Source organism: Sphingomonas sp. ASY06-1R, assembly GCF_052180265.1.
In the GTDB taxonomy this organism is placed as follows: domain Bacteria; phylum Pseudomonadota; class Alphaproteobacteria; order Sphingomonadales; family Sphingomonadaceae; genus Sphingomonas_I.
Genome location: NZ_CP197464.1, coordinates 3,165,524 through 3,188,830, shown reverse-complemented (window position 1 = coordinate 3,188,830; position 23,307 = coordinate 3,165,524). Strand labels below are relative to the sequence as shown.

Sequence of the window (23,307 nt, the reverse complement as noted above, 5' to 3'; positions counted from 1 at the left end):
AACTGCGCGCCTGGCGCGGCGATAGCCGCTTACCGCGCGTCGCTCAACCGCGCTGACACGTTCGGGTGCACGGGCTCCACCACCAGTCGCCCGCCATTGGCCGCAACGACCTCCACCCAGGTCCCGATGGGCGCGTCAGGACCGATTGCAGACCATACGCCGTCGCCCACCCTGACCCTGCCTTCACCGCCCGCGAGCGGTTCTACCACGATCACCCTCCGGCCAATTAGCCGCGCGGTCGGTTCATTGAGCAAGGGATCGTCGGAAATGATCGGCGATCGATGCGCCAGCGCCCGGCCTGCCAGGACGGTCAGGCATGACGACACGGCAAACAGCGCGAACTCCGCCGATAAGGGGAGCGAGAAGAGCAGCGAGACCGCGCCGGTGAACAGCGCTGCCGCGCCCAGCCAGACCAGAAAGACCCCCGGCGCCACCAGTTCCGCACCGGTCAGCACAAGCCCCGCGATCAGCCAGATCCAGCCGTGCATCTCCGTCAGCCTCGCGTGGTCGGAACCTGCGCGGGGTTGCGCTTTGGCATGGTGGCCGACGACGTGTCCGCTCCGCTCAGCGCTTCCCGCGCCAATTCCCCGATACCTCCGAGCGTGCCGATCAACTGCGTGGCTTCCACCGGGAAGAGGATCGTTTTCGCGTTGGGCGAGGTTGCGAACTGGCTGATCGCCTCGACATATTTCTGGGCGACGAAATAGTTGATCGCCTGCGCGTTTCCGCCAGCGATCGCCTCGCTCACCATCTGGGTTGCCTTGGCTTCGGCCTCTGCTGCGCGTTCGCGCGCTTCCGCATCCCGGAAAGCGGCTTCGCGCCGGCCCTCGGCTTCAAGGATCTGGCTCTGCTTCTGCCCCTCTGCGCGCAGGATCTCCGAGGCACGGCTTCCTTCCGCTTCCAGGATGACAGCACGCTTTTCGCGCTCGGCCTTCATCTGGCGGCCCATGGCGTTGACGATATCGGCGGGCGGCCGGATGTCTTTGACCTCGACGCGCGTGATCTTGACGCCCCATGCCTCGGTCGCATGGTCCACGACGGAAAGGAGACGGGCGTTGATCTCATCGCGTTTCGACAAGGTCTCGTCCAGATCCATCGATCCCATGACGGTCCGCAGGTTGGTGGTCGTCAGCTGCATGATCGCGACGTAGATTTCCGAGACTTCGTAGGCGGCCTTGGCGGCATCGAGCACCTGAAAGAAGACGACGCCGTCAACGGCGACCATCGCATTATCCTTGGTGATGATCTCCTGTCCGGGAATATCGAGCACCTGTTCCATCATATTCACGCGACGACCGACGCGATCGAAGAAGGGAACGAGAAAGTTGAAACCGGGCCGTGCGACATAGGTGAAACGACCAAATCGCTCGATCGTATATTGATGGCCCTGACGGACAACCTTGATGCCAGAAAAGACGATCAGGATGGCGAGTAACGCGATTCCTGCAAAGAAGTAGAGCATCACCCGTCACCTCCACGATTGCTGCACAGATTATGCGCGGCAGGGCGGGAGGTTCCAACTGCAATCGCGCGACGGTCTGCCGCAACGCTTCTTCTTTTTAGGTAAGGCCTCCGGTAAGGGGCCACGATGGGCGACGCGCATAGCCATCACGGTCACGATCACGCGCATGGCTCCGGCCATCACGATCATACTGCCGGGGCGAGCGGACGAGCGCTGACGATCGCGTTGGTCCTGACCGGATCGGTGTTGGCGATCGAACTGGCCGGCGCCTTCCTGTATAACAGTCTGGCGCTCCTGTCGGACGCTGCGCATATGCTGACGGACGTAGCGGCGCTGGCGATTGCGTTGATGGCCGTCCGGATCGGCGACAAGGCGCCGGACGATAAACGGACCTTCGGCTATAAGCGGTTTGAAATCCTGGCGGCGGCGTTCAACGCGCTGCTGCTGTTCGCTGCCGCGGCCTATGTCCTGGTCGAGGCGATCAGCCGCTTCCGGGAACCCGAACCGGTTGCTGCGACCGGCATGATGATCGTTGCCAGCCTCGGGCTGGCGATCAACCTCATTTCGATGCGCGTCCTGCTCGCCGGCCGCGGCGAGAGCATGGCCGTCAAAGGTGCCTATCTGGAGGTTTGGTCCGACGCGATCGGATCGGTAGGCGTGATCCTGGGCGCCATCCTGATCCGTGTGACCGGCAAGCTCTGGATCGATCCCGTCGTCGCGATCGGCATCGCACTTTGGGTGCTGCCGCGCACGTGGGCGCTGCTGCGTGATACGATCAACGTTTTGTTGGAAGGCGTGCCGAAGGGCATCGATCTCGCCGAGATCCGCAATGCCATTTCGGATCTGCCGGGCGTCTGCGATGTCCACGATCTCCATGTCTGGTCGATGGCGATCAGTGACGTGAACGGCACCGTCCATATCGCGATCACGGAGGACGCGGATGGTGAGGACGTCCGTCTGCGCGTCGCGCACCTGCTGGATCACCGCTTCAGCATCGGCCACGCCACGATCCAGATCGAACGCGACCCCTGCGGCGCCGGAGCGCGACCGCACCGTTAGGGGCGGAACCGGCCGGTACCGGCCTGCGTATTCGCCCTTCAGCCAGAGTGAGGCGCGCGGCGCTCCTCGCGCACTAGGGGGGGTCATATGCGGCAGATCAAATCGGCATGGGCCGCAGCGGCCCTGCTCGCTTTGTCAAGCTGCGGAAGCGGCGACGCGGTGGAACGGAAGCGGTTCGTAGATTTCTTGCAAACCCGGATTATCGACAAACCCGGCATCCATGTTCCGCAACTCACCGCCGACGAGCGTGCAGCGTTCGGAGACTATGCCAATCAATATGCGATCATTACCGATTTCCACAACACGCTGAACGAGGCCATCGTTCCCAAGATGAAAGCGGCGGCCGAGGCGGGGCAGATCCGGTCTCTGCAGGACGTTGTGGATCATCGCGAAGAATTGCAGACGGCGCGCGCCGGCATGCGGGCGCTGAGCGGTGCGCTTGGCGCCGATCTAGCCCGCGCCGATGCTGCACATGGCAAGTTGAGCCAGCCGGCAGAGCTGAAAGCCGTTTATGACAAGGCCTATGATCGGGTTGTCACCAGTCCGGCAGCCGCGTTGAAAAATATTGCCCCCGTCGCCGACAAGGTACTCGGCCAGGCGCTCGACCTCGGCAATTATATCGAGGCGCACCGCAGCGAAGTTCAGGTTTCCGGTTCGATGATCCGGACCTCGAATCCGGCAGTTCAAGACGCGATCAACAGCCGTCTGCAAGCATTGCAAGGCAGCCAGCAGGCTGCGCAGGCCGCACAACAGGAGATGCAGTCCGTCGCGTTCGGGAGGGCTTCCTAGCGCGAGCGCGCTCATCCGGGAGGTCGACGCTGCATATGGGGCAATCAGGCGTCAACCAGGTAGGTTACCCCTGCTTGCCGGCTGGCGTCATGCTGTTTCGGCGGATGTATAAACTTGACCAGGATCACCAGCCATAGCGCCGCAATCACTATCAACCCGGCCGAAAGCTGCATGAACAATATCAACCGCGCCGCGATTCTTCCCGCTGCAAGCGCCTGAATGCCCATGCTGAGGGTTAACAGCCCGAACAGCACGACCGCGCTGAGCAATAGCATGAACGGGCGGGCAGACGCTTGCGACGCGTCGAAATTTGATCCGTCGGGCAGCATCGGCGGTGCTGCCAGCAGTGCCGGCATAATTTCCCAGAAGAAGGGCACGATCAGCGCGAGGATGACGAGCCCGCCGACGGTGAAGATAAGACCTTTGATCCGCGTCGATCGCATGCCTGGATCGGGGGCGAGGGCAGGCGCCGTCACGTTCTTTTCCCGCGCTTTGCGCTGATCCTCTTGCGCCATAGCTCGCCACCTTTGTCCAAAGGAGGATCGGTCCCTCCTTGCAGGCAGGATGATGCATGGGCTGGCTGCGTCAAGTCTGGCCGACGGGAAGGGCTGAGGGCAAAGATCGCATCGGTTGCGCTGACCGCGAACCCTCTGAAAGCCGGTTCAGCCTTGGGTTGAGACCCGCCCCGATCGCTCCAATTTGCCCCAGCCGACCCATGGGCCGCGGATCGCTGCCGTGACTGCGCGCACCACAACCGAATACATGATCTGGCGGTAGATGAAGCGTTGCGCCAGCAGCAGGAAGAGCGGGAAGCGCTTCTCGCGCGGCTCCAGCCTGTAGGCGATCCAGCCGCAGATCGCGTCGATGCTGGTGAACGCGATCCAATAGACGCCCATCTGCAGCACGTCGGACTGGGTCTGCGCCCAGCCATGCTGCTGGATGCGCAATATGGTCGATACGATGCTGACGGCCAGCGCCAGATCGATCAGCGGAGAGATGAGCGCGAAGCCGATCTGGAACAGCCAGGCCTGTGGAATGCCGACCAACGCAAGGCCCGGGGGGCGGCGCTCGCGCAAGATGCGGCGATGCTTCCACAAACATTGCAGCGTTCCGAACGCCCAGCGGAAACGCTGCCGCGACAGCGCGATGAAGGTTTCGGGCGCTTCGGTCCACGCGACGGCGTCGATGTCATATTCGACCAGCCAGCCCTTGCGCTGGATCGCGATCGTCAGATCCTGGTCTTCTGCCAGCGTATCGTGCGGGTAGCCGTCGACGGCATCGAGCGCCGCGCGACGCCACGCGCCCACCGCACCTGGCACGACGGTGATGGCGTCGAAACGATCGAGCGCGCGACGTTCCAGATTCTGCGAGGTGACATATTCGACGGCCTGCCACCGCGTGACGAGGTTGACGCGATTGCCGACCTTGGCGTTGCCCGCGACGGCCCCGATCTCGGGATGCGCGAACCAACGTGCCAGGCGGGCGATCGTCAGCGGCTCGAACTGCGTATCGGCGTCCAGCGCGATGATCACCTCGCCGGTCGCCAGTTTCAAACCTTCGTTCAACGCGCGCGCTTTGCCGCCATTGGCCAGCGTCAGCAGGCGCACGCGCGGTTCGTCGCCAAAGGCGCGGGCGACGATCGCGCTGGTATCGTCGCTGGATCCATCGTCGATGACGATGACTTCCACGGTCACCTGCTCGCTAGCCAGTACGCCGCGGACCGACTTTTCTATGACCCGCGCCTCGTTGAAGGCCGGGATCAGCACCGACACGAAGCGGGCGGGATCGATCGCCGGCGGGACGGGTCGATTTCGCTTCAGGTTCGAACGCACCGCCAGGACCGCCAGCAGGATCGCGCGGCCGGCGCCGATGAAGATGGCGGTGAAGAACATATATTTCAGCAGGCTGGCGAGCGCGGCGAGCAGCAGGAAGATCGACACGTCGAACCGGACCGCGGCCAGATCCGATCCGCTGATACGCGGGTTGACCTGATCCGGGGTCAGCCCCGCCAGCGCGGACACCGGCACCAGCGTATAGCCGCGCGCACGCAGCGCATCGATGAGCAGCGGGAGCGCTTCCACCGTCTGCTCGCGATTGCCGCCGGCGTCGTGCAGCAGCACGATGTTACGCGACTTGTTATCTGCCAGGGGATCGGCGTCCTCGCCTTCCTGGATTGAGTCCAGCGCGTTCTGGACGATCGCTTTCACGCCGGGGCGCTGCCAGTCTTCGGTGTCCACGTGCAGGCCGATATTCAGATAGCCTGACTGCTGCGCCTCCAGCACCGGCCGCAATTCATTGTCGGTGGTCGGCTCGGCATCGCCGAAATAGGGGATGCGGACCATCCGGAGCGATCGGCCGGTATAGGCTTCGACCAGGCGTTGCGTGGTATTCAACTCGATCCGGGCGCCCCGTGGCGACACCAGCGACATGTCGGGATGCGTATAGGTGTGATTGCCCAGCTCCGATCCCTGCTGAAGGATACGGTTCAGCAGGAATGGATGCGCCAGTGCATTCTCGCCGATCACGAAGAAGGTGGCGGGGACGCGCTTCGCCTTCAGCACGTCCAGGATCTGCGGGGTCCAGTGCGGATCTGGGCCGTCGTCGAACGTCAGCGCGATCTGCTTCGGCTTATAGCCAGTCCGCTCGATCACATAGGGGGTGGGATAGGCCGCAAAGCGCTCGTCGCGGATGAGGCCTTTTCTGTCCGTCGTAACCGTGCGCATGCCGTTGGCTGGCACATCGGTGACGCGCACGATCTCGCCCTGGCCGACCACTTCCGGCGTGTTGCCTCGGGGCACGATCGCGCCGAACTGGGGCGGCGTCGTGCCGGCGCGGATTGCACGGAAATCATCCCAAACGCCCGGATCTTCACCACCCATCTTCCACAGCGCGATCCCCGACGCGCCGGAAATCTTGATCGCGCGCAGCTGGTTCCATGCGCTGGCCGCATCCAGGCTCCAGACATGGTGCAACGTTCCGTCATCATCCGTGTAATCGAATGTCGCATTGCCGCTGGCGGGATCGAACCGGGTCGGCGATCCATTGTCATGGGCGAGCAGCCAGGCTTCCTGCACCGACAGGCCGTTGGCATCGGTCTGCCCATCCGGCCAATCCTGCGCATAATTGCCGATCGCGACGATCAGCTTGTCGGGCGGAATCGCCGTCAGCGCCGCGCGCAGTTGCTGGACGAACCAGGGCTGGGCCGCGATCGGGCCGGCGTCCCCGCCCGGATAATGCTGATCGTAATTCATCAGGAACAGCTTGTCCGCCACGCGCGCATAGGCCTTCAGATCCCAAGCCGCATCGCCGACCGGAACCTGCACGGTGATCAGCATCTTGTGAGGAGCCAGCCGGGCGCGCGCTTCGGCAAGGAAGCGCAGATAGAAAGGATGCGAGGAGGGCGGCAATTCCTCGAAATCGAAGGAGACGCCCGCCGCGCGCTGTTCGATCAGCATCGCTTCCACGCGATCCAGCAACGCCTTGCGCGCCTGTGGCGTGCGCAGGAGCAGCGCCATATTCGCGCCGTCCCATACGCCGCCGCGGACGTTCTGGATCATCGGCAGCAGCGCGGGCCTGTGCTGATGCGCGGCGAGCACCGCCTGCAGTGCGCGATCCTTGTCATAGGCAAAGTCGTGATTTGGCCCGGTTACCGTACCCAGCACCGGGACGAGCCAGTCCAGCTCGCCGATATGGGCGGCAAGGCTCGCATGGCTGGCATCATCCCACGGCGTGTAAAATCCGACGATGATCTGCCGCTGGGGCTTCTGTTTCTGCGCTCCCGGCAGCCAGGCGGTGAACGCACGCGCCTTGTGCCGCAGCCGGATTACCTCCTGCTTCAGCGAACGCGGCTGCGCGCGCTCCATGCCGACCTTGAGCTGATCGGGCGCGGGCACGTTGAGGATCGTTGCGGCAAACCCGAAGGCGGCCGCGACGAGTACGAGGATCAAACCCAATAGGACCCGCATCGACCAGCGCCGCCGCCGCCCGCTTGGATCGAAAAAAACCGGCGCTTTCATGTTGACCGAACGCTATCCTCGCAGGCTCTGGCCCTATTTGTTCCGGCTTGCCGGAGAAGTGCTTCATGCGCAAGCGGGTGCGTCGACGGTGCCCTGTGGCACCGTCCCGGGAGCGCTTTTTGATCCTCGTTTAGCGTATTCAGGCGGCCAATTGGACGCGGGCGAGGCGGGGCGAGAGCAAGTGAATGCACAGCAAAGCGACGAAATAGGCGGCGCCAGCCACTGCGAAGATCGCCGAATACGTGCCCAAACTGTCCAGGATCCGCCCGATATAGAGCGAGAATAGCATGCCGCCGATCGCCCCGCAGGTGCCGCCAATACCGATGACGGAGCCCACCGCATAACGCGGGAAGGTGTCCGACGGGACGGTATAGAGGTTGGCAGAAAAGGCCTGATGCCCTGCCGCTGCGACACCGATGATCAGCACATTGATCCACACACTATCGATATATTGGGTGGTGACGACCGGCAGGATGCAGATGGCACAGATCAGCATGGTCAGCTTGCGCGCCTTGTTGGGCGTCATACCGGACTTGATCAGACGGCCTGACAGCCATCCTCCGGCCACACTGCCGACGTCGGACAGCAGATAAATGGCCGCGATCGGTAGGCCGAAACCGATCAGGTTGAGGTGATACGTGTCGTGCAGATAGGGCGGCAACCAGAACAGATAGAACCACCAGATCGGGTCGATAAAGAATTTGCCCAGGGCGAAGGCCCAGGTCTCGCGCGTGGTCAGCAGTTTCAGCCAAAGTCCCTTCACCCGCACCGGCGGGTCGGCCGGATCCTGCTGGATGTGGGCCAATTCGGCCGCGCCGACGCGCTTATGGGTATGGGGATCGCGATATAGCAGCAGCCATGCGATCACCCACAGCACGCCCAGGATGCCGGTCGCGATGAACGCCATCCGCCAGCCATAAGCGAGCGTGATGGCGGGCACGATGAGGGGCGTCAGGATCGCGCCGACATTCGATCCGGCGTTGAACACGCCGATCGCCAAAGCGCGCTCCTTCTGGGGAAACCAGTCGGTTACTGCCTTCACGCCCGCGGGGAAATTGCCGGATTCGCCGATGCCCAGGCCGAACCGTACCATCGCGAATTGCGTGACCGAGCCGACCCCGCCGTGCAGCACGTGGAACAGGGTCCACACGCCCACCGCCACGGCATATCCAAGGCGAGCACCGATCCAGTCGACGAATTTGCCGAAACCGAGATAGCCGATGGCGTAGGCAAGCTGGAAATAGAAGACCAGCCGGGCATAATCGCTCGCGCTCCAGCCGAATTCCGGCCGCAGATAATCGGGTTCGAGCACGCCGATCATCTGACGATCGATATAATTGATGGCGGTGGCCGCGAACAGCAGCGCGCAGATGACCCACCGATAGCGTCCCACCTTCACGGCCGCCGCTATTTCCGGTTGAGGAATGCCGCTGCTTGCCATGAAATTCTCTCCGCTTTCACTGCGCCGTTTTCGCCGCTTCGATCTTACAGGTCACAGCGAACATGTCGCCGAAGCGCGCTTCGACCTGTTGGCCTGGGCGGACCTCATGCACTCCGCTGACAGCGCCTGTCGATACCCATAGGCCGGGCTTTACCGCAATCTTGCGGCGGGCCAGCAGTTCCAGCAGGAAACGCACTGCACCGACCGCGCCATCCAGCATCGTTTCGGTCGTCGCGCAGCCGACTTCGATGCCGTCGATACGGACGCTCACCGGCCAGCGCTCAAAGCCGCTATCGCGCCAGTGCGTGATCTCGGGGCCAACGATCAGGCCGTTATTATTGCCGAAATCGGATATTGTGACCGCGGGGCCATGCTGGTTGATGCCGGGGAAGGGAGAGCTGGCAATTTCGATGCCGACATGCACGACGTCGATCAGCGCCGCCGCGTCTTCCATCGTATAGTGCGTCTTGGCCGGGTCCACATCGCTGCCGATGCGCAGCAGGAATTCGGCCTCGGCCGCGGCAAAGCCCCCGGCAAACACCGGCATTGCCGGCGATGTTGTGGGTTTCAGGACGACATTTTGGCCGAAGATCGGGCCGGCCAGGCGGTTGGTGTCATGATTGCCAAGATCCGCGTCGCCGATCCGGCCGACTTTCCATCCGGCGACATTGTCTCCATAGGCGGCGATCGCGAGATCCTGGACCGCATAGGCCTCTTCCAGCGTACGCGGCATCGCGCCGGGGTAATCGATCGGCGATGTCGCGGCATGGCGCGCGGTGACGAAGCGCTGGGCTATCATGCGGGATTCATTGCTTGCAGCCGTCGTCACGCGCCCCTCACTCCCCTGATCATAGGTGAAGGCGGTTAAGGGAAACCGGTGTCAATCGCAAGCGTCTCTGCATCGGTAACGGCGGAAGATCGGCAGGACAGGGCGGATCGGGCGCGCTATGGTGGCGCCCAAGGGAGCGGAACGACCTGATGGCGAAACCCACGATCAACGATATTGCGCGCTTGTCGGGGGTGTCGAAAAAGACGGTCAGCCGCGTCATCAACCGCTCGCCGCTGCTCAACGACGACACGCGTGATCGGGTCGAAGCGGTAATCAAGGAAACGGGCTACGTCCCCAATCCCCAGGCGCGGGCGCTCGCGCTGCGACGCAACTTCCTGATCGGACTGGTTCACGACAATCCCAGCGCGCAGACCGTGCTGAACGTCCAACAAGGGATATTGCGCGCTCTGCGGGACACCGAATTCGAGATGATCGTCCGACCGGTGGATCGCGGTTCAGCGACGATGCTGGTCGATGTGCGTGATTTTCTGGCGCGGCAGCGCCTCTTCGGCGTCGTGCTGCTGCCGCCTATTTCCGAAAATGATCAGCTCGCCGAAGTGTGCCGGGAATTGGGCTGCCGGTATGTGCGCATGGGCTCGGCGGAATTGGACGATCCGCACCATATGGTCGCATCCAATGATCGCCAGGCCGTGGCCGATGCGACGCGCTATTTGATCAAGCAAGGTCATCGTCGGATCGGCCTGATCACCGGCCCACACGGCTTCCGGTCCGCCCGCGAACGTCGCCAGGGTTTCGAGGATGCGCTTGCGGAAGCCGGCATCAAGCTTCCGCGCAGCCTGATTGCAGATGGCAATTACACGTTTGAGAGTGGCATAGCGGCGACGCAGAGCCTGCTGGATGTCAGCCCACGGCCCACCGCGATTTTTGCCTCCAACGATGACATGGCGGCCGGCGTGCTATTGGCAGCGCGCCAGCGGGGGCTGTCGGTTCCCGAACAATTGTCGATCATCGGCTTCGACGATTCTCCGCTCGCGGCCCGCCTGTGGCCGCCGCTCACCACCGTGCACTGGCCGACGGAATCGATGGCGCGGTCTGCCGCACTGAAGCTCATCGCTGACATGATCGACGACGATAACGACGTGGAAGAGCCGTCTATGTTTGTATCGACCCTCGTTACGCGCGGATCGGTTGGCCCACCGGCAGGCTGAAGCGCTTTACATGTAAATGACACCGGTGACTTAGGTTTAGGAGAGTGGAGTGTACGAGAAGACGTATTACGCGACCCATCCGGATATGATGGAGTGCGTCGCCAATGAGGAGTTGCGCGACCGCTATCTGATCTCGGGCCTGTTCCGCGAGGGCGAATGCGTGCTGAACTACACGCATGCCGATCGCTTCGTGATCGGCGGCGTGGCGGTGGGGGCGGGCAGCGTGAAGCTGCCCGATCAGACCGAGCCGCCGTCTGCCGCGGGTCACCCCTTCCTGGAGCGGCGCGAGCTGGCGGTGGTCAATGTCGGCCAGGTGGAGGGCGTCGTCACAGTCGATGGCGAGAGCTTCCTGCTTGGCAACAAGGATTGCCTCTACGTCACGATGGGCGCGAAGGACGTGCAATTTTCCGGTGTCGGCGCGCGTTTCTACCTCGCCTCCTGCCCGGCGCATAAGGGCTTCCAGACGCGCAAGCTGTCGATCGCGGATGCCAATGCGCTGGAGCGCGGCAGCCTCGCCGAATCCAACGAGCGCACCATCTTCCAGCTCGTCATCCCCGGCATCTGCGACAGCGCCCAGCTGGTGATGGGCTTGACCGTGCTCAAGGAAGGCAGCGTCTGGAACACGATGCCGCCGCATATCCACGAGCGCCGCAGCGAGATTTATTTCTACTTCGAGCTCGACGGCCCCAACGACCGCGTCTTCCATTATATGGGCGAGGGCGAAGCGATGCGGCACATCGTCATGGCGAATGAGGAAGCGGTGATTTCGCCGCCCTGGTCGGTCCATATGGGCTCGGGCACCAAGGCCTATGCCTTCATCTGGGCGATGGCCGGCGAGAACCAGGATTATACCGACATGAATGTGCTGGATATCTGCCAGCTGGCGTGAGGCCTCAACCGTTCGTCCCGAGTAGCCGTCGAGCGTGTCGAGGCGGCGTATTGAGGGATCCGGGAATGTCTCGATACGGGTTCTCGACGCGCTCGAACCCTACTCGACGCGAACGGACAGGAGAGAATGTGAGCGAGAATCCTTTCGATCTGACCGGCAAGGTTGCGATGATCACCGGTGCCAATACCGGCATCGGCCAGGCGATCGCCTTGGCGCTGGCGCAGGCGGGTGCGGATATTGCCTGCGTCGGTCGTACGCCGGCTGAGGACACGGTCGAGCAGGCGCGCCGGTTAGGACGGAAAGCAGAGGTCATCTCCGCTGATCTCTCCACGATCGAACCGGTCCAGCGCGTCGTCGATGAGACGATCGCAAAGCTCGGCCGGCTCGACATCCTCGTCAACAATGCCGGCATCATCCGACGCGCCGATGCGGTGGACTTCAGCGAGGCCGACTGGGATGCGGTGATCGACACCAATCTGAAGTCGGTCTTCTTCCTGTGTCAGGCGGCGGGACGGCACATGATCGGGCAGGGCCGAGGCAAGATCATCAACATCGCCTCGATGCTGACCTTCCAGGGTGGCATCCGCGTGCCGAGCTATGCCGCGTCCAAGTCGGGTGTCGGCGGCATCACCAAGGCGCTCGCCAACGAATGGGCGGGCAAAGGCGTGCAGGTGAACGCCATCGCCCCGGGCTATATCGCGACCAACAATACCGCCGCGCTGCAGGCGGATGACGTCCGCAACACAGCCATCCTGGACCGCATCCCCGCCGGACGCTGGGGCGATCCCAGCGATCTCGGCGGTGCGGCGGTGTTTCTGGCGTCCCCCGCCGCCGATTACGTCACCGGCCATATCCTCGCTGTCGACGGCGGCTGGTTGGCACGATGAGCGGCGGCGTGGATCGCCGCACAGTGTTGGCGGCCGCAGCGGCCGCGACCTGGATGCCGTCGCCGCTTCGTGCTGCGCCGGCATCCGTCCTCGTGCGTACCCGCTCCGGGCCGATCCGCGGCCTTGTCGAGGATGGCCTGCACGTCTTCCGCGGCATACGTTATGGTCAGGACACGCGGCCACGCCGCTTCCTCGCCCCTTTGGCGCCGCCGCCCTGGCAGGATCCGGTCGCCGCGACCGACTTTGCGCCCTCCTGCCCGCAAAAAGGATCGGTCGGGGCGACCAGCGAGGATTGCCTGTTTCTTAACGTCTGGACGCCCGGCGTGAGCACCGCGGCGCGCCGCCCGGTCATGGTCTATATCCATGGCGGGGCTTATTCGACCGGCAGTGTCGTCACCCCGCTTAACGATGGCCGCCATCTGGCGGCGCAGGGCGACGTTGTGGTGGTGACGGTGAACCACCGCCTGAACGCGCTTGGATATCTCTATCTGGCCCGGCTCGATCCCCGTTTCCCCGATAGCGGCAATGCCGGGCAGCTGGACCTGATCCTGGCGCTGCAATGGGTTCGCGACAATGTTGCGGCATTTGGCGGCGACCCCGGGAAGGTCATGGTGTTCGGCCAGTCCGGGGGCGGCGCCAAGATCGCCACCCTGATGGGAACACCCGCCGCCCGCGGGCTGTTCCACCGCGCCACCACGATGAGCGGCCAGCAGGTCACGGCGTCCGGCCCCCTCAACGCCACTATGCGGGCGCGCGCCTATCTCGACAGGCTCGGCATCGATCCATCCCGCTTAGAGCGGCTGGGGGAGCTTCCGGTGCAGCGCCTGATCGAGGGGCTTGATGTCAGCGACCCGATCCTTCCGTCGGGCGGCGTCTATTTCGGCCCGGTGCTGGATCAGCATATCCTGCTGCGGCATCCTTTCTATCCGGATGCCAATCCCCAAGGCCTGCCTATCCCGATGATGCTGGGCAATATGCATGACGAGACGCGCGCCTTTATTGGAGAGGGCAGCGCGGCGGTGCGCGGGCTCGATTGGGACAATCTGGCGGCGCGGCTGGCGCCCGAACTGCGGGTCGACATCCTGCCGGACTATGTCGTCAGCCGCTATCGCACATTCTATCCCCGCCATACGCCGCTCGAGATCTTCTATGCGGCGACCACCGCCAGCCGCAGCTGGCGCGGCCAGGTGATCGAGGCGGAGGAGCGTGCGAAGGCGGGTGCCCCGGCCTTCGTCTATCAGGTCGATTATGTCTCGCCGCAGGCGCCCATGCGCGGAACCCCGCATGGCATGGATATCCCCTTGGCATTCGGCACCATCGATGCGCCGGGGTCGCCGTCCGGCACCGGTCCAGCGGCACGCGCGGCGAGCGCAATCATGATGGGGGCTTATCTGGCGTTCGCACGCAGCGGCGATCCCAATCATAGCGGCCTGCCGCATTGGCCGAAATATGATCTGAGCAAGCGCGCCACGATGATCTTCGATCGAGCCGCGCACGTCGAGAACGATCCGCGGCGGGCGGAGCGGCTGCTCTTTGCGCAAGTTCCATATATCCAACCGGGCACCTGACCGGCCCTGGGACGCCGATATTGATGGCATAAGCGCCCGATGAGGATCGTACAGGCGCGGGACGGCAAATATTGATTGTCGTCCGATACATCCTCGTCCTGATCTGAAGCGCACTAGAGCGTGATGACTTTGGTAGACCCCGTTCGTCTCGAGTAGCGATCGAGCTTGTCGAGAGCGCGTATCGAGAGACCATTACCACTGCCTCGATACGCCCTGCGGGCACTCGGTCGCTACTCGGCACGAACGGATGAGTGTAAAATCATCATACTCTATTCCCTCGCTCCGTCACCCTGCGTCTACTTCGAGGTGACCATTGAGAATGGATGTAGCCACGATTGACACCGGTTACCGAATCAGCTTTATTCACTTCAAGCCAAAAGGCAGATCGCGTCCGAAAAGAACGCGTCAGAGGAGGGGTGTATGTTCGAAGGGGGTTACAAGTCCGTCTCGCGCGCTGGCGCGTCCATCGCGGCCCTGGCGTTTGCACTGGCGGCAAGCCCAGCTACGGCACAAACGACCGAAAATCCGGTCACGGATGCCGCCCAACCGGCATCAGCGTCGCCGAGTGCGGCGGAAGAAGCCGAGATCGTTGTCACCGGTTTCCGCGCCTCGCTTGGCGCGGCTATCAATGTGAAGCGAAGCTCAATTTCCTCAGTCGACGCGATCGTCGCCGAAGACATTGCTAAATTCCCGGACCAGAATCTGGCGGAATCGCTCCAGCGTATCCCTGGCATCTCGATCCAGCGCGACGCCGGCGAAGGCCGCGCGATCACCGTGCGCGGGCTTGGAGCCCAGTTCACGCGCGTCCGCGTGAACGGTCTGGAGACGGTTGCGACCGCGACCGATGGTGCCACCGCAAATCGCGACCGCGCCTTCGATTTCAACGTGTTCGCGTCGGAACTGTTCACCTCGATCGTCGTGCACAAGACGGCGGAAGCGTCGTTGGACGAGGGTTCGCTGGGCGCGGTCGTCGATCTCAACACGGGCAATCCGCTGGCCGGCAAGCGCGGCTTCACGCTCGTCGGTTCGGCGCAAGCCAGCTACAATGATCTCAGCAAGAATGTCGGCCCGCGCGTGGCCGGGCTACTGTCCTGGAAATCGCCGGACGGCACGTTCGGCGTGTCCGTTTCGGGCGCCTATTCCAAGACCAACAATCTGGAACTGGGCAACAATACGGTGCGGTGGGCACAGGCCCGGTTCGATAATGTGGACGGCACGCCCTGCTTCACGACGACCGCGACCGGCACCACGCCCGCCAATAACAATGGCGGCGTCTATCGCCCCAGTGCTGCCTGCGACAAAGCGGCGCTATCCTTCCATCCGCGTATTCCGCGCTACGGCGTCGTGCGCCACGATCGTGAGCGGTTGGGCGTTACCGGCAGCGTTCAATGGGCACCGACCGACGCAACCAAGATCTCGATCGACGGCCTCTATTCGCGGTTCAAGGAAACGCGTGAGGAAAAGTGGCTGGAAGTGCTGCTGCGGTCCAACGAGCGCTCGATCAATGTCGTCAATCCCGTCTACGATGCCAACAACAATATGATCTCGGCCACGCTGAACGATGCGTGGGTCCGCACCGAACATTATCTGCGCAAGTCCACGACCGAATTCTATCAGCTGGGCGGCAGCTGGGATCAGGATGTCACCGATCGCTTCAAATTCACCCTGCTTGGCGGCTTCTCCAAGTCGAGTGCCGACATCCCGCTGGAAACGACGTTCGTCTTTGATGACCGCGACGCGCAGGGCTACAAATATGATTATACGGACAGCCGTAGCCCGCTGCTGAGCTACGGGACGAGCGTGACGGACCCGGCCAACTTCCAGCTCGCGGAAATCCGTGACCGGCCGTCCAACGTCACCAACAAGTTCCGCACCGCGCAATTGCGTACCGAATGGGAAGTCGTCGACGGTTTCACGGTAAAGACCGGCGCCGTCTACCGCCGCTTCGACTATGATATCACGGCCTTCACGCGAGACACGACGGTGTGCGGTAACGGCGGCAAGGATCTCGTGCTTGGCACCATCACGTGCTCGCCCACATCCTTGTTCGGCCCTACCGCTGTCTACGGGTTCCAGGCGACGTCGGCTCTGTCCGAGCTGGCGAAGCTGGGACGAGCGGGCCAGCCTTCCGGCACGACATCGGAATTCCTGATCCCCAATATCGACGCAGCATCGCAATTTACGGGCCTCTATAACCGCCCGCTCGCACTCGATGCCGGCAACAATCGTGGCGTCACCGAAGAAGTGAAGGGCGGCTATCTCCAGATCGACGCCAAGGGCACGGTGTTGGGCCTCGATTATGCGCTGAATGCGGGCATGCGGTACGTCCACACCCACCAGGCGTCCTATGGACTGAACAGCGGCTCGGTGGTGAACGTCTCCCGCAATTATGATGACTGGTTGCCTGCGCTAAACCTGGCATTGTTTCCGACGCGCGACATCGTGCTGCGCGGTGCGATATCTAAGGTGATGACGCGTCCTGCGCTTGGCAACGTCACGCCAGGCGGTTCGGCCGACGGCTTCAACTACCGTGTGACGTTCGGTAATCCGCGCCTTGAACCTTTCCGCGCCACCGCCTTCGATGCGGCCGTGGAATGGTATTTCGCGCCTCAGTCGATCTTGTCGGTCGCCCTGTTCAAGAAGAATGTCTCCAGCTTTCCAGTGGCGGTCACGCAAAGCAACGTGAGCTTCACCTCGACCGGACTTCCGGCGTCGGTGCTGCTGCCGTCCTCGCCGGCGATCACCACGCCCGGTCAGTTGTCGGCGCCAATCTGGACCGTCACGACGACCGGCAATGGTGCGGGCGCGAGCCTCAAGGGTGCCGAGCTTTCCGTTCAGGCGCCCTTTAGGTTCCTGCCTGGCTTCCTCGCGAACTTCGGTGGAATTGCCAACGCTACCTTCATTTCCTCCAGCGCGGGCTATCGTCCGGATCTGCCTGCGATCACCCCCGGTGGCGGGCTGCAACCGTCCAAGGATCCCCGCAACGCGACGCTCTTTGGAGTATCCAAGCGCGCCTATAATGCGACACTCTATTATGAGGACAAGAAGTTCTCGGCGCGCGCATCGATCAGCTACCGCAGCGGCTATATCGATGCCAATTCCGGCACCGGTAACGTGTTCGAAGGCTATAATTCGATCACCAATGTCGATGCATCGCTGCGCTATCGCATCACCGAGCAACTCGAACTGTCGTTGGAAGGCACCAATCTCACCGACGCCTATCGCGATCGTTATGTCGACGTCGATGCCAACCGCAATTATGAATATAACCACTTTGGCCGCACCTTCCTGATGGGTGCGCGCTTCAAGATGTAACCCCCTGGGCGCCCTCCGTCTCCGGGCGGAGGGCGCACTTTTTCACATTGGGGATTGCTGCGCATGACGATCAACCGCCGCGACGCTTTCACCCTGGCGCTTGCGGGAAGCGCGGCGATGATCGCGACCGATTTAGGCGTCGAAGCGACGCCTGTCAGACCCGCTACGAGTCCGCCCGACTGGAAGCGCGGCTTCGACAATCAGCGCATCGCCGATTTGGGCGATGGCCGCTTCCTCAATCCGCTGATCGGCGGCGACCATCCCGATCCCGCCATCCTGAAGGATGGCGCCGATTATTACATGACCTTCTCCAGCTTCGATTCCTATCCGGGGCTGACCATCTGGCAGTCGCGCGATCTGGTGAACTGGCAGCCGCGCAAGGCGGCCCTCACGCGCAACATCGGCTCGGTCTGGGCGGTCAGCCTCGCCAAGCATGACGGTCGTTACTTCCTTTATATCCCGACCAAGGCAGATCGTAATTCGATCTGGGTAATCTGGGCTGATCATATCGACGGGCCGTGGAGCGAGCCCGTCGATCTCCATCTGCCGCGCCATATCGATCCGTGTCATGCCGTCGGCGAGGACGGATCGCGCTGGCTGTTCCTTTCGGGCGGGGATCGCATCCGCCTTGCCGCCGACGGCCTCTCGACCGTGGGCGCGGTAGAGCATGTCTATGATCCCTGGCGTTATCCGCCTGAATGGGACGTCGAAAGCTTTTCGCCCGAAGGGCCCAAGATCGAGCGCCATGGCGACTATTTCTATCTGATCACCGCGGTTGGGGGCACGGCTGGCCCGCCTACCGGCCACATGGTCATCGCTGCCCGCTCGCGCTCCATTCACGGGCCCTGGGAGCAGTGCCCGGCCAACCCCCTCGTGCGCACGGTGCGCGATGAGGAGAAATATTGGTCGCGCGGCCATGCATCGTTGGTCGAGGCGCCTGACGGCAGCTGGTGGTCGGTCTATCATGGCTTTGAAAACGGCTATTGGACGCTTGGACGGCAGGCTTTGCTCGATCCGATCGAGTGGACCGCGGACGGATGGTTCCGGATGACCGGGGGCGATTTATCGCAGCCGATCGCCAAGCCCAAGGGCGGGCGGGCACTGCCCCACGGCCAGCCCCTGTCGGATGATTTCCAAACCTTGGCGCTCGGCGGGAAGTGGAATTTCTTCAAGCCCGGTCCAGCCGAACGAGACCGCGCGCGGGTCGAGCGGAACAGCCTGATCCTCCGGGCGAGTGGTACCGCGCCCAAAGATAGCGCGCCCTTGCTGCTGATTGCGGGCGATCCAGCTTACCAGTTCGAATGCGATATCGAGATCGCACCCGGCGGGACCGCGGGCCTCCTCCTCTTCTATGACGAGATGCTCTATTGCGGCCTCGGCTTCGATGAGACCCGCTTCGTCACGCATCAATATGGCATGGAGCGGGGGCGACCCGCCAATCCGCATGGCCGCCGCATGAAGCTGCGCATCGCCAATACGCGTCACGTCGTCGCGATCCATACCAGCGGGGACGATGGCCGCACCTGGCAGCGTTTCGACCGCGGCATGGAGGTATCGGGCTATCACCATAATGTCCGCGGCGGCTTCCTGATGCTGCGCCCCGGCCTCTATTCGGCCGGTGTCGGGGAAGCCCGCTTCCGCGATTTTCGGTACCGCGCCTTGTAACGCAAACCGCAAGATTGCGGGTGCGACGTCAAAGCCCCTGATCGCTCCTGGTGGAAAATCGTGTGCGGCGCCCCAGATTGCGGGCATGTCTCCCGATCCTGGCCAAACTACAGAAATGTTTCCCTATATTCTCGCGCTAGGGGATAGCCTGACCGCGGGGCACGGATTGCCGCGGGGTGCGTCCTTTGCGGACCGGCTCGAGCAATTGCTGCAGGCGACCTATCCGCATGCGACGGTCGTCAATGCCGGTGTCTCCGGCGATACCAGTGCGGCTGCGCTGCACAGACTGCCGAAAGTGCTGAGCGCGCTGCGTCATCGTCCGACGCTTGCTATCGTCGAGCTGGGCGCGAACGATCTCCTGCGCGGCGTGCCGCCGGCACAGACGCTGGCGAACCTCGATACGATCGTGCGGGAGCTGCGGCGTTGCGGTATCCCCGTCCTGCTTGCCACGCTGGAACCGCCGCCCATGCTCGCGACGCTGGGTCAGCCCTATCAGGATATCTATGCGCAAGTGGCGGCACGCCATGATGTGCCGCGTCACCCCTTTTTCCCACCGGGCGTGCTGGGCCATCCCAGCTTCGTTCTGCCCGATCGCATCCACCCCAATGCCCGCGCGATCGAGCGGGTGGCGGAGCACATGCTTGGGCCGGTTCGGGTGGAGCTTGCAAAGACCGCTGCCGCCGCCTGACGGCGCATAGTGCGCTTTGCTCTCGCAATAACAATGCGCAGTCCCCATCTGATCGCACGACGATCCTTGCAGGATCCTCTCTTGCTATTTTGCCGTCGCGGCGAAACGCGCCGGCGATCGACTAGGAGAATGGAGCATGAGCACCGAACGTGCGGTTTTGGCCGGTGGTTGTTTCTGGGGCGTGCAGGACTTGGTCCGCAAATTGCCCGGCGTGGTTTCGACGCGGGTCGGCTATTCCGGCGGCGACGTGCCCAATGCGACCTATCGCAATCATGGCAGCCATGCCGAGGCGATCGAGATCATTTTCGATCCGGCCGAGATCAGCTTCCGCCAATTGCTGGAATTCTTCTTCCAGATTCACGACCCGAGCACGATGAACCGGCAGGGCAATGACGTCGGCATGAGCTACCGCTCTGCCATCTTTTATACGACGCCCGAGCAGAAGGCGGTCGCCCAGGATACGATCGCCGATGTCGATGCCTCGGGCCTGTGGCCGGGCAAGGTCGTGACGGAAGTCACGCCGGTCGGCGACTTCTGGGAAGCGGAGCCGGAGCATCAGGATTATCTGGAGCGGATCCCGAACGGCTATACCTGCCATTTCGTCCGTCCCGGCTGGCGTCTCCCCCGCCGCGCCGACGCGGCTTGAATGTGCTCGCCCCCTCTCTTCGGGAGAGGGGGCGGGGCCGGCCTGGCCCATCCCCGGCGCTATTCCAGGGCGACGCCGTGCCGGTGGCCTTATGCGGCAAGCAACCGGCAAAGATATTGATAGAGCTTCCCGGGTAGAACCGGCTTGTGCATGAGCAGCAGCCCGCTGCGGCTCGCCTCCCGCAACCGCTCCGCTGCCGTGTCACCGGTGATCAACAGGGCCGGTACGTCGCCGCCCAGGTGGTGGCGAAGCGTCGCGACGGCGTCGGCCCCGGTGCGGCCCTCCTGCAGCCGATAGTCACAGATGATCGCGTCGGGCCGTACGCCACCCGACAGGAGCAGGATGGCATCCTGCTCTGACCCGCCCGCCAGGCACATGCACTCCCAGCTTTCGAGCAACTGGGTCATGCCGGCACGAACGATCGCGTCATCATCGACGACGAGGAAGGTGCGCCCCGCGAGCTGGCCCGAGGGGGTTGCGTCGGGAAGATCATCGGTCTCGGCGTCGCTGTGTCGATCGGACGCCACCGGTACGCCAACCCGGAAGACACTTCCCCGGCCTACGACGGACGAGAGCGAGATCGAGTGACCCAGTGAGGCGGCCAGGCGGTGCACGATCGCCAGGCCCAGCCCCAATCCCTTCTGGCGGTCGCGCTCCGGATTGCCCAGCTGACGAAATTCGCTGAAGATATCCGTCTGCTGATCGGCGGCGATCCCGATGCCCGTATCGTACACTTCGATGGAGATGCCGCCATTGCGGCGGCGGCATCCTATGACGATGCCCCCGCGTTCCGTATAGCGGATCGCGTTCGAGATGATGTTCCGTAAGATCTGCTCCAGCAATATGCTGTCTGACGTCACCCAGCAGGAGGTTTGCGGCGAGCGATAGATCAGCGTCTTGGCGTCGGCCATCGGCGCCAGTTCGAATTCCAGTTTGTCCAGCAACGGCTGAAGGGGGAATTCGCGGATATTGTTGACGATAACGCCCGCTTCGATGCGTGAAAAGTCGAGAAGCGTGTTCAGCATCTCGGATGAGGCGAGACTGGCATTCTGCGCGCTTTCGACTGTGCGACGCTGCGTCGAGGTCAGTCGGCTGTGCGCCAGCGCCTCAAGGAACAGCCCCAGCGCGTGCACCGGTTGGCGCAGATCGTGGCTGGCGGCCGCAAGGAAGGTCGATTTGGCCGCATTGGCCCGTTCCGCCTGAAGCCGCGCTTCCTGCACCAAGTCCATCTCCTGTCGCAGTTGATCGACCAGTCGGACATTTTCGAATTGCAGCTTGATGCCCTCGCGGATGCGCCGATTGGCGATGCGGGCCTGCCCATAGAGGCCTCCTACATACAGGATGCAGCACAGCGAAAGCGCCTGATAAGGCGTCGTACCCATCAGCCAGAAACGCGTGAAGACGAATCCCAGCATGGGGAGGGCCAGCGCCAGATAAAGATCGCGCAACGGCGCCAGCAGAGCGACGGCATTGCCGCACAGCGCACAGAGCAAGGCGATCAGGACGATACTGACGGCGGTATCGGGGGATGGCAGTGCGATCCAGAGAAGCGCACCCCAGGCGCAACCTTCGTAGATTTTGAGGGCGGCCAGCCCATGCTCGACGCGCTTGCCGAACACACGATGATCACCCGATCGCAGCAGCCAGCGTGCGATGCCAACCAAGGCGAACCGGCCGATCAGGAAGGCGATATACCAAGCGAGTAGCAGCCGATGATCGGCCGCCGTACCGAGCAGGAAAACAAGCAGCGTCGGCAACAGGATTCCGACGATCAAGGACGCGCCGACGCCCTCCAGCACCATCCGCACTTGCTCCGCCCGCACCACGCCGGGCGCCGAAGCGTTCACCGAATGATGCCAAGACGGCGCGCGGCGAAGGCGGCCTCTGTCCTGCTCGCGACGCCCAAGGCGGCAAGCAGCGCCTGAACATGGCCGCGTACCGTATGCTCTGAAAGGTTGAGGCGGCGTCCGATCATCTTGTTCGACAGCCCCTGGCAGACAAGATCCAGGACCTCCTTCTGCCTTGGTGTCAGAGACGATCTGGTATCGGTCGTGATCGGCGTTGGTGAGGCGCCCGAAGGATCGTCCAACATCTGGCGTAATGTTGCGATCATCCTGTCAGGCCGTTCGGTCTTGGCCAGGAAGGTCTCGGCCCCCATCGCCAAGGCATCGTTGATCACATCGTCAGTATCGAATGCTGAAACCACGACGATTCGTGCCAGCGGCCATTTGCGTTTCAACGATGGCATGCCGTCAATGCCGCTGATACCGCGCAGTTGTACGTCCAGCATCAGAATAGACGGATCGATTTTGTTGTCGGTCAAGGCTTCCTCAAGGGAAGCGGCCTCGCAAATCCTCGCATTGCGCAGGCCTGTGGACAGCATCGCGGCAACCCCCGACCGAAACAGGGCATGATCGTCGATAATCAGGATGGTCGGACGGTTCATGACCTCGCACCGTAAAGGATCACGGCCGAATGTCTTGGAAAACCACCAGTCCGGATGGACTATGGCGGGTTTTCGTCATCGCCCGTAAGGCAGGCTTCGCGCTTATGGTGCTGATAAAGCTTTTTCGGACGCAGGGGGCGTTGTCCGCAAGTGGAGATCGGCCAGACGTAGCGCGCGTGCAAGGATAGGGGGATTGCAGTGGATGTATCATCACCCATGGCGAGGACGGGCCCGTGCGAGCCTCTCTGACGCAACTGATCTTCTGCAGATTAAACCGGCATGCACCGGACCGCCGCAAGGTATCCTGGGATGGATTGACTTATGTTGGGACGTGCACCGGCTGTGGGATTGATGTCTGGCGGAAATCGCGAAAACGGTGGCATCGGATTTACAAGCCAAGCAAATAAGATAGAATTTTGTGTCTGATAACATGTTGTA

General features: G+C 62.8%; 18 protein-coding genes. 10 read left to right on the top strand and 8 right to left on the bottom strand.

Annotated elements, in window-relative coordinates; translation table 11 throughout:
* Positions 1-29: 29 nt before the first annotated feature.
* On the bottom strand, positions 30-488 hold the full coding sequence (locus tag ACSBM8_RS15165) for an NfeD family protein (protein WP_442678832.1): 459 nt from the start codon (positions 486-488) through the stop codon (positions 30-32).
* 5 nt (positions 489-493) lie between these two features.
* Entirely contained in the window at positions 494-1,462 is a 969-nt protein-coding gene (locus ACSBM8_RS15160; RefSeq protein ID WP_442681612.1) for an SPFH domain-containing protein, read from the bottom strand.
* 126 nt (positions 1,463-1,588) lie between these two features.
* Here ACSBM8_RS15160 and ACSBM8_RS15155 point away from each other — a divergent pair, with 126 nt between their 5' ends.
* Positions 1,589-2,521: a cation diffusion facilitator family transporter gene (locus tag ACSBM8_RS15155; protein ID WP_442678831.1), complete on the top strand. Its 933-nt coding sequence runs from the start codon at positions 1,589-1,591 to the stop codon at positions 2,519-2,521.
* Positions 2,522-2,608: 87 nt separating this feature from the next.
* Positions 2,609-3,310, top strand: a complete 702-nt coding sequence (locus ACSBM8_RS15150; protein WP_442678830.1) for a DUF3053 family protein — start codon at positions 2,609-2,611, stop codon at positions 3,308-3,310.
* Between the two features lie 44 nt (positions 3,311-3,354).
* Here ACSBM8_RS15150 and ACSBM8_RS15145 read toward each other — a convergent pair whose 3' ends face one another.
* The 4 genes from ACSBM8_RS15145 to ACSBM8_RS15130 all read right to left on the bottom strand — a co-directional run bounded on the left by ACSBM8_RS15145 (position 3,355) and on the right by ACSBM8_RS15130 (position 9,566).
* On the bottom strand, positions 3,355-3,825 hold the full coding sequence (locus tag ACSBM8_RS15145) for a hypothetical protein (RefSeq protein ID WP_442678829.1): 471 nt from the start codon (positions 3,823-3,825) through the stop codon (positions 3,355-3,357).
* A gap of 147 nt (positions 3,826-3,972) precedes the next feature.
* Positions 3,973-7,326, bottom strand: a complete 3,354-nt coding sequence (locus ACSBM8_RS15140; RefSeq protein ID WP_442678828.1) for a polysaccharide deacetylase family protein — start codon at positions 7,324-7,326, stop codon at positions 3,973-3,975.
* Between the two features lie 139 nt (positions 7,327-7,465).
* Entirely contained in the window at positions 7,466-8,767 is a 1,302-nt protein-coding gene (locus ACSBM8_RS15135) for an MFS transporter (RefSeq protein WP_442678827.1), read from the bottom strand.
* A 16-nt stretch (positions 8,768-8,783) separates the two neighbouring features.
* Positions 8,784-9,566, bottom strand: coding sequence for a 2-keto-4-pentenoate hydratase (locus ACSBM8_RS15130; protein ID WP_442678826.1), 783 nt, complete (start codon positions 9,564-9,566; stop codon positions 8,784-8,786).
* A 179-nt stretch (positions 9,567-9,745) separates the two neighbouring features.
* On the opposite strand from ACSBM8_RS15130, the gene ACSBM8_RS15125 reads away from it, so the two are divergent.
* From ACSBM8_RS15125 to msrA, 8 genes are all read left to right on the top strand, one after another.
* Positions 9,746-10,765 (top strand): LacI family DNA-binding transcriptional regulator, encoded by a 1,020-nt coding sequence (locus tag ACSBM8_RS15125; RefSeq protein WP_442678825.1) that lies wholly within the window; start codon positions 9,746-9,748, stop codon positions 10,763-10,765.
* Positions 10,766-10,814: 49 nt separating this feature from the next.
* Positions 10,815-11,654, top strand: coding sequence for a 5-dehydro-4-deoxy-D-glucuronate isomerase (gene kduI / locus ACSBM8_RS15120; protein ID WP_442678824.1), 840 nt, complete (start codon positions 10,815-10,817; stop codon positions 11,652-11,654).
* 167 nt (positions 11,655-11,821) lie between these two features.
* Positions 11,822-12,541, top strand: coding sequence for a 2-dehydro-3-deoxy-D-gluconate 5-dehydrogenase KduD (kduD, locus tag ACSBM8_RS15115; RefSeq protein ID WP_442681611.1), 720 nt, complete (start codon positions 11,822-11,824; stop codon positions 12,539-12,541).
* Positions 12,538-14,109, top strand: coding sequence for a carboxylesterase/lipase family protein (locus ACSBM8_RS15110; protein ID WP_442678823.1), 1,572 nt, complete (start codon positions 12,538-12,540; stop codon positions 14,107-14,109). The genes kduD and ACSBM8_RS15110 overlap by 4 nt, the downstream gene beginning before the upstream one ends.
* Before the next feature lie 420 nt (positions 14,110-14,529).
* Positions 14,530-17,424: a TonB-dependent receptor gene (locus ACSBM8_RS15105; RefSeq protein WP_442678822.1), complete on the top strand. Its 2,895-nt coding sequence runs from the start codon at positions 14,530-14,532 to the stop codon at positions 17,422-17,424.
* A gap of 63 nt (positions 17,425-17,487) precedes the next feature.
* Positions 17,488-19,089, top strand: a complete 1,602-nt coding sequence (locus ACSBM8_RS15100) for a family 43 glycosylhydrolase (RefSeq protein ID WP_442678821.1) — start codon at positions 17,488-17,490, stop codon at positions 19,087-19,089.
* A 115-nt stretch (positions 19,090-19,204) separates the two neighbouring features.
* Complete coding sequence (locus ACSBM8_RS15095) at positions 19,205-19,777, top strand: arylesterase (RefSeq protein ID WP_442678820.1); 573 nt, start codon at positions 19,205-19,207, stop codon at positions 19,775-19,777.
* 136 nt (positions 19,778-19,913) lie between these two features.
* Positions 19,914-20,423: a peptide-methionine (S)-S-oxide reductase MsrA gene (gene msrA, locus ACSBM8_RS15090; RefSeq protein WP_442678819.1), complete on the top strand. Its 510-nt coding sequence runs from the start codon at positions 19,914-19,916 to the stop codon at positions 20,421-20,423.
* A gap of 89 nt (positions 20,424-20,512) precedes the next feature.
* Here the strand turns inward: msrA and ACSBM8_RS15085 are convergent, their stop codons facing one another.
* The gene (locus ACSBM8_RS15085; protein WP_442678818.1) at positions 20,513-22,270 is read right to left on the bottom strand and encodes an ATP-binding response regulator; all 1,758 of its coding nucleotides are present in this window, start codon (positions 22,268-22,270) and stop codon (positions 20,513-20,515) included.
* Positions 22,267-22,869, bottom strand: a complete 603-nt coding sequence (locus ACSBM8_RS15080) for a response regulator (protein WP_442678817.1) — start codon at positions 22,867-22,869, stop codon at positions 22,267-22,269. The genes ACSBM8_RS15085 and ACSBM8_RS15080 overlap by 4 nt, the downstream gene beginning before the upstream one ends.
* Positions 22,870-23,307: the final 438 nt, after the last annotated feature.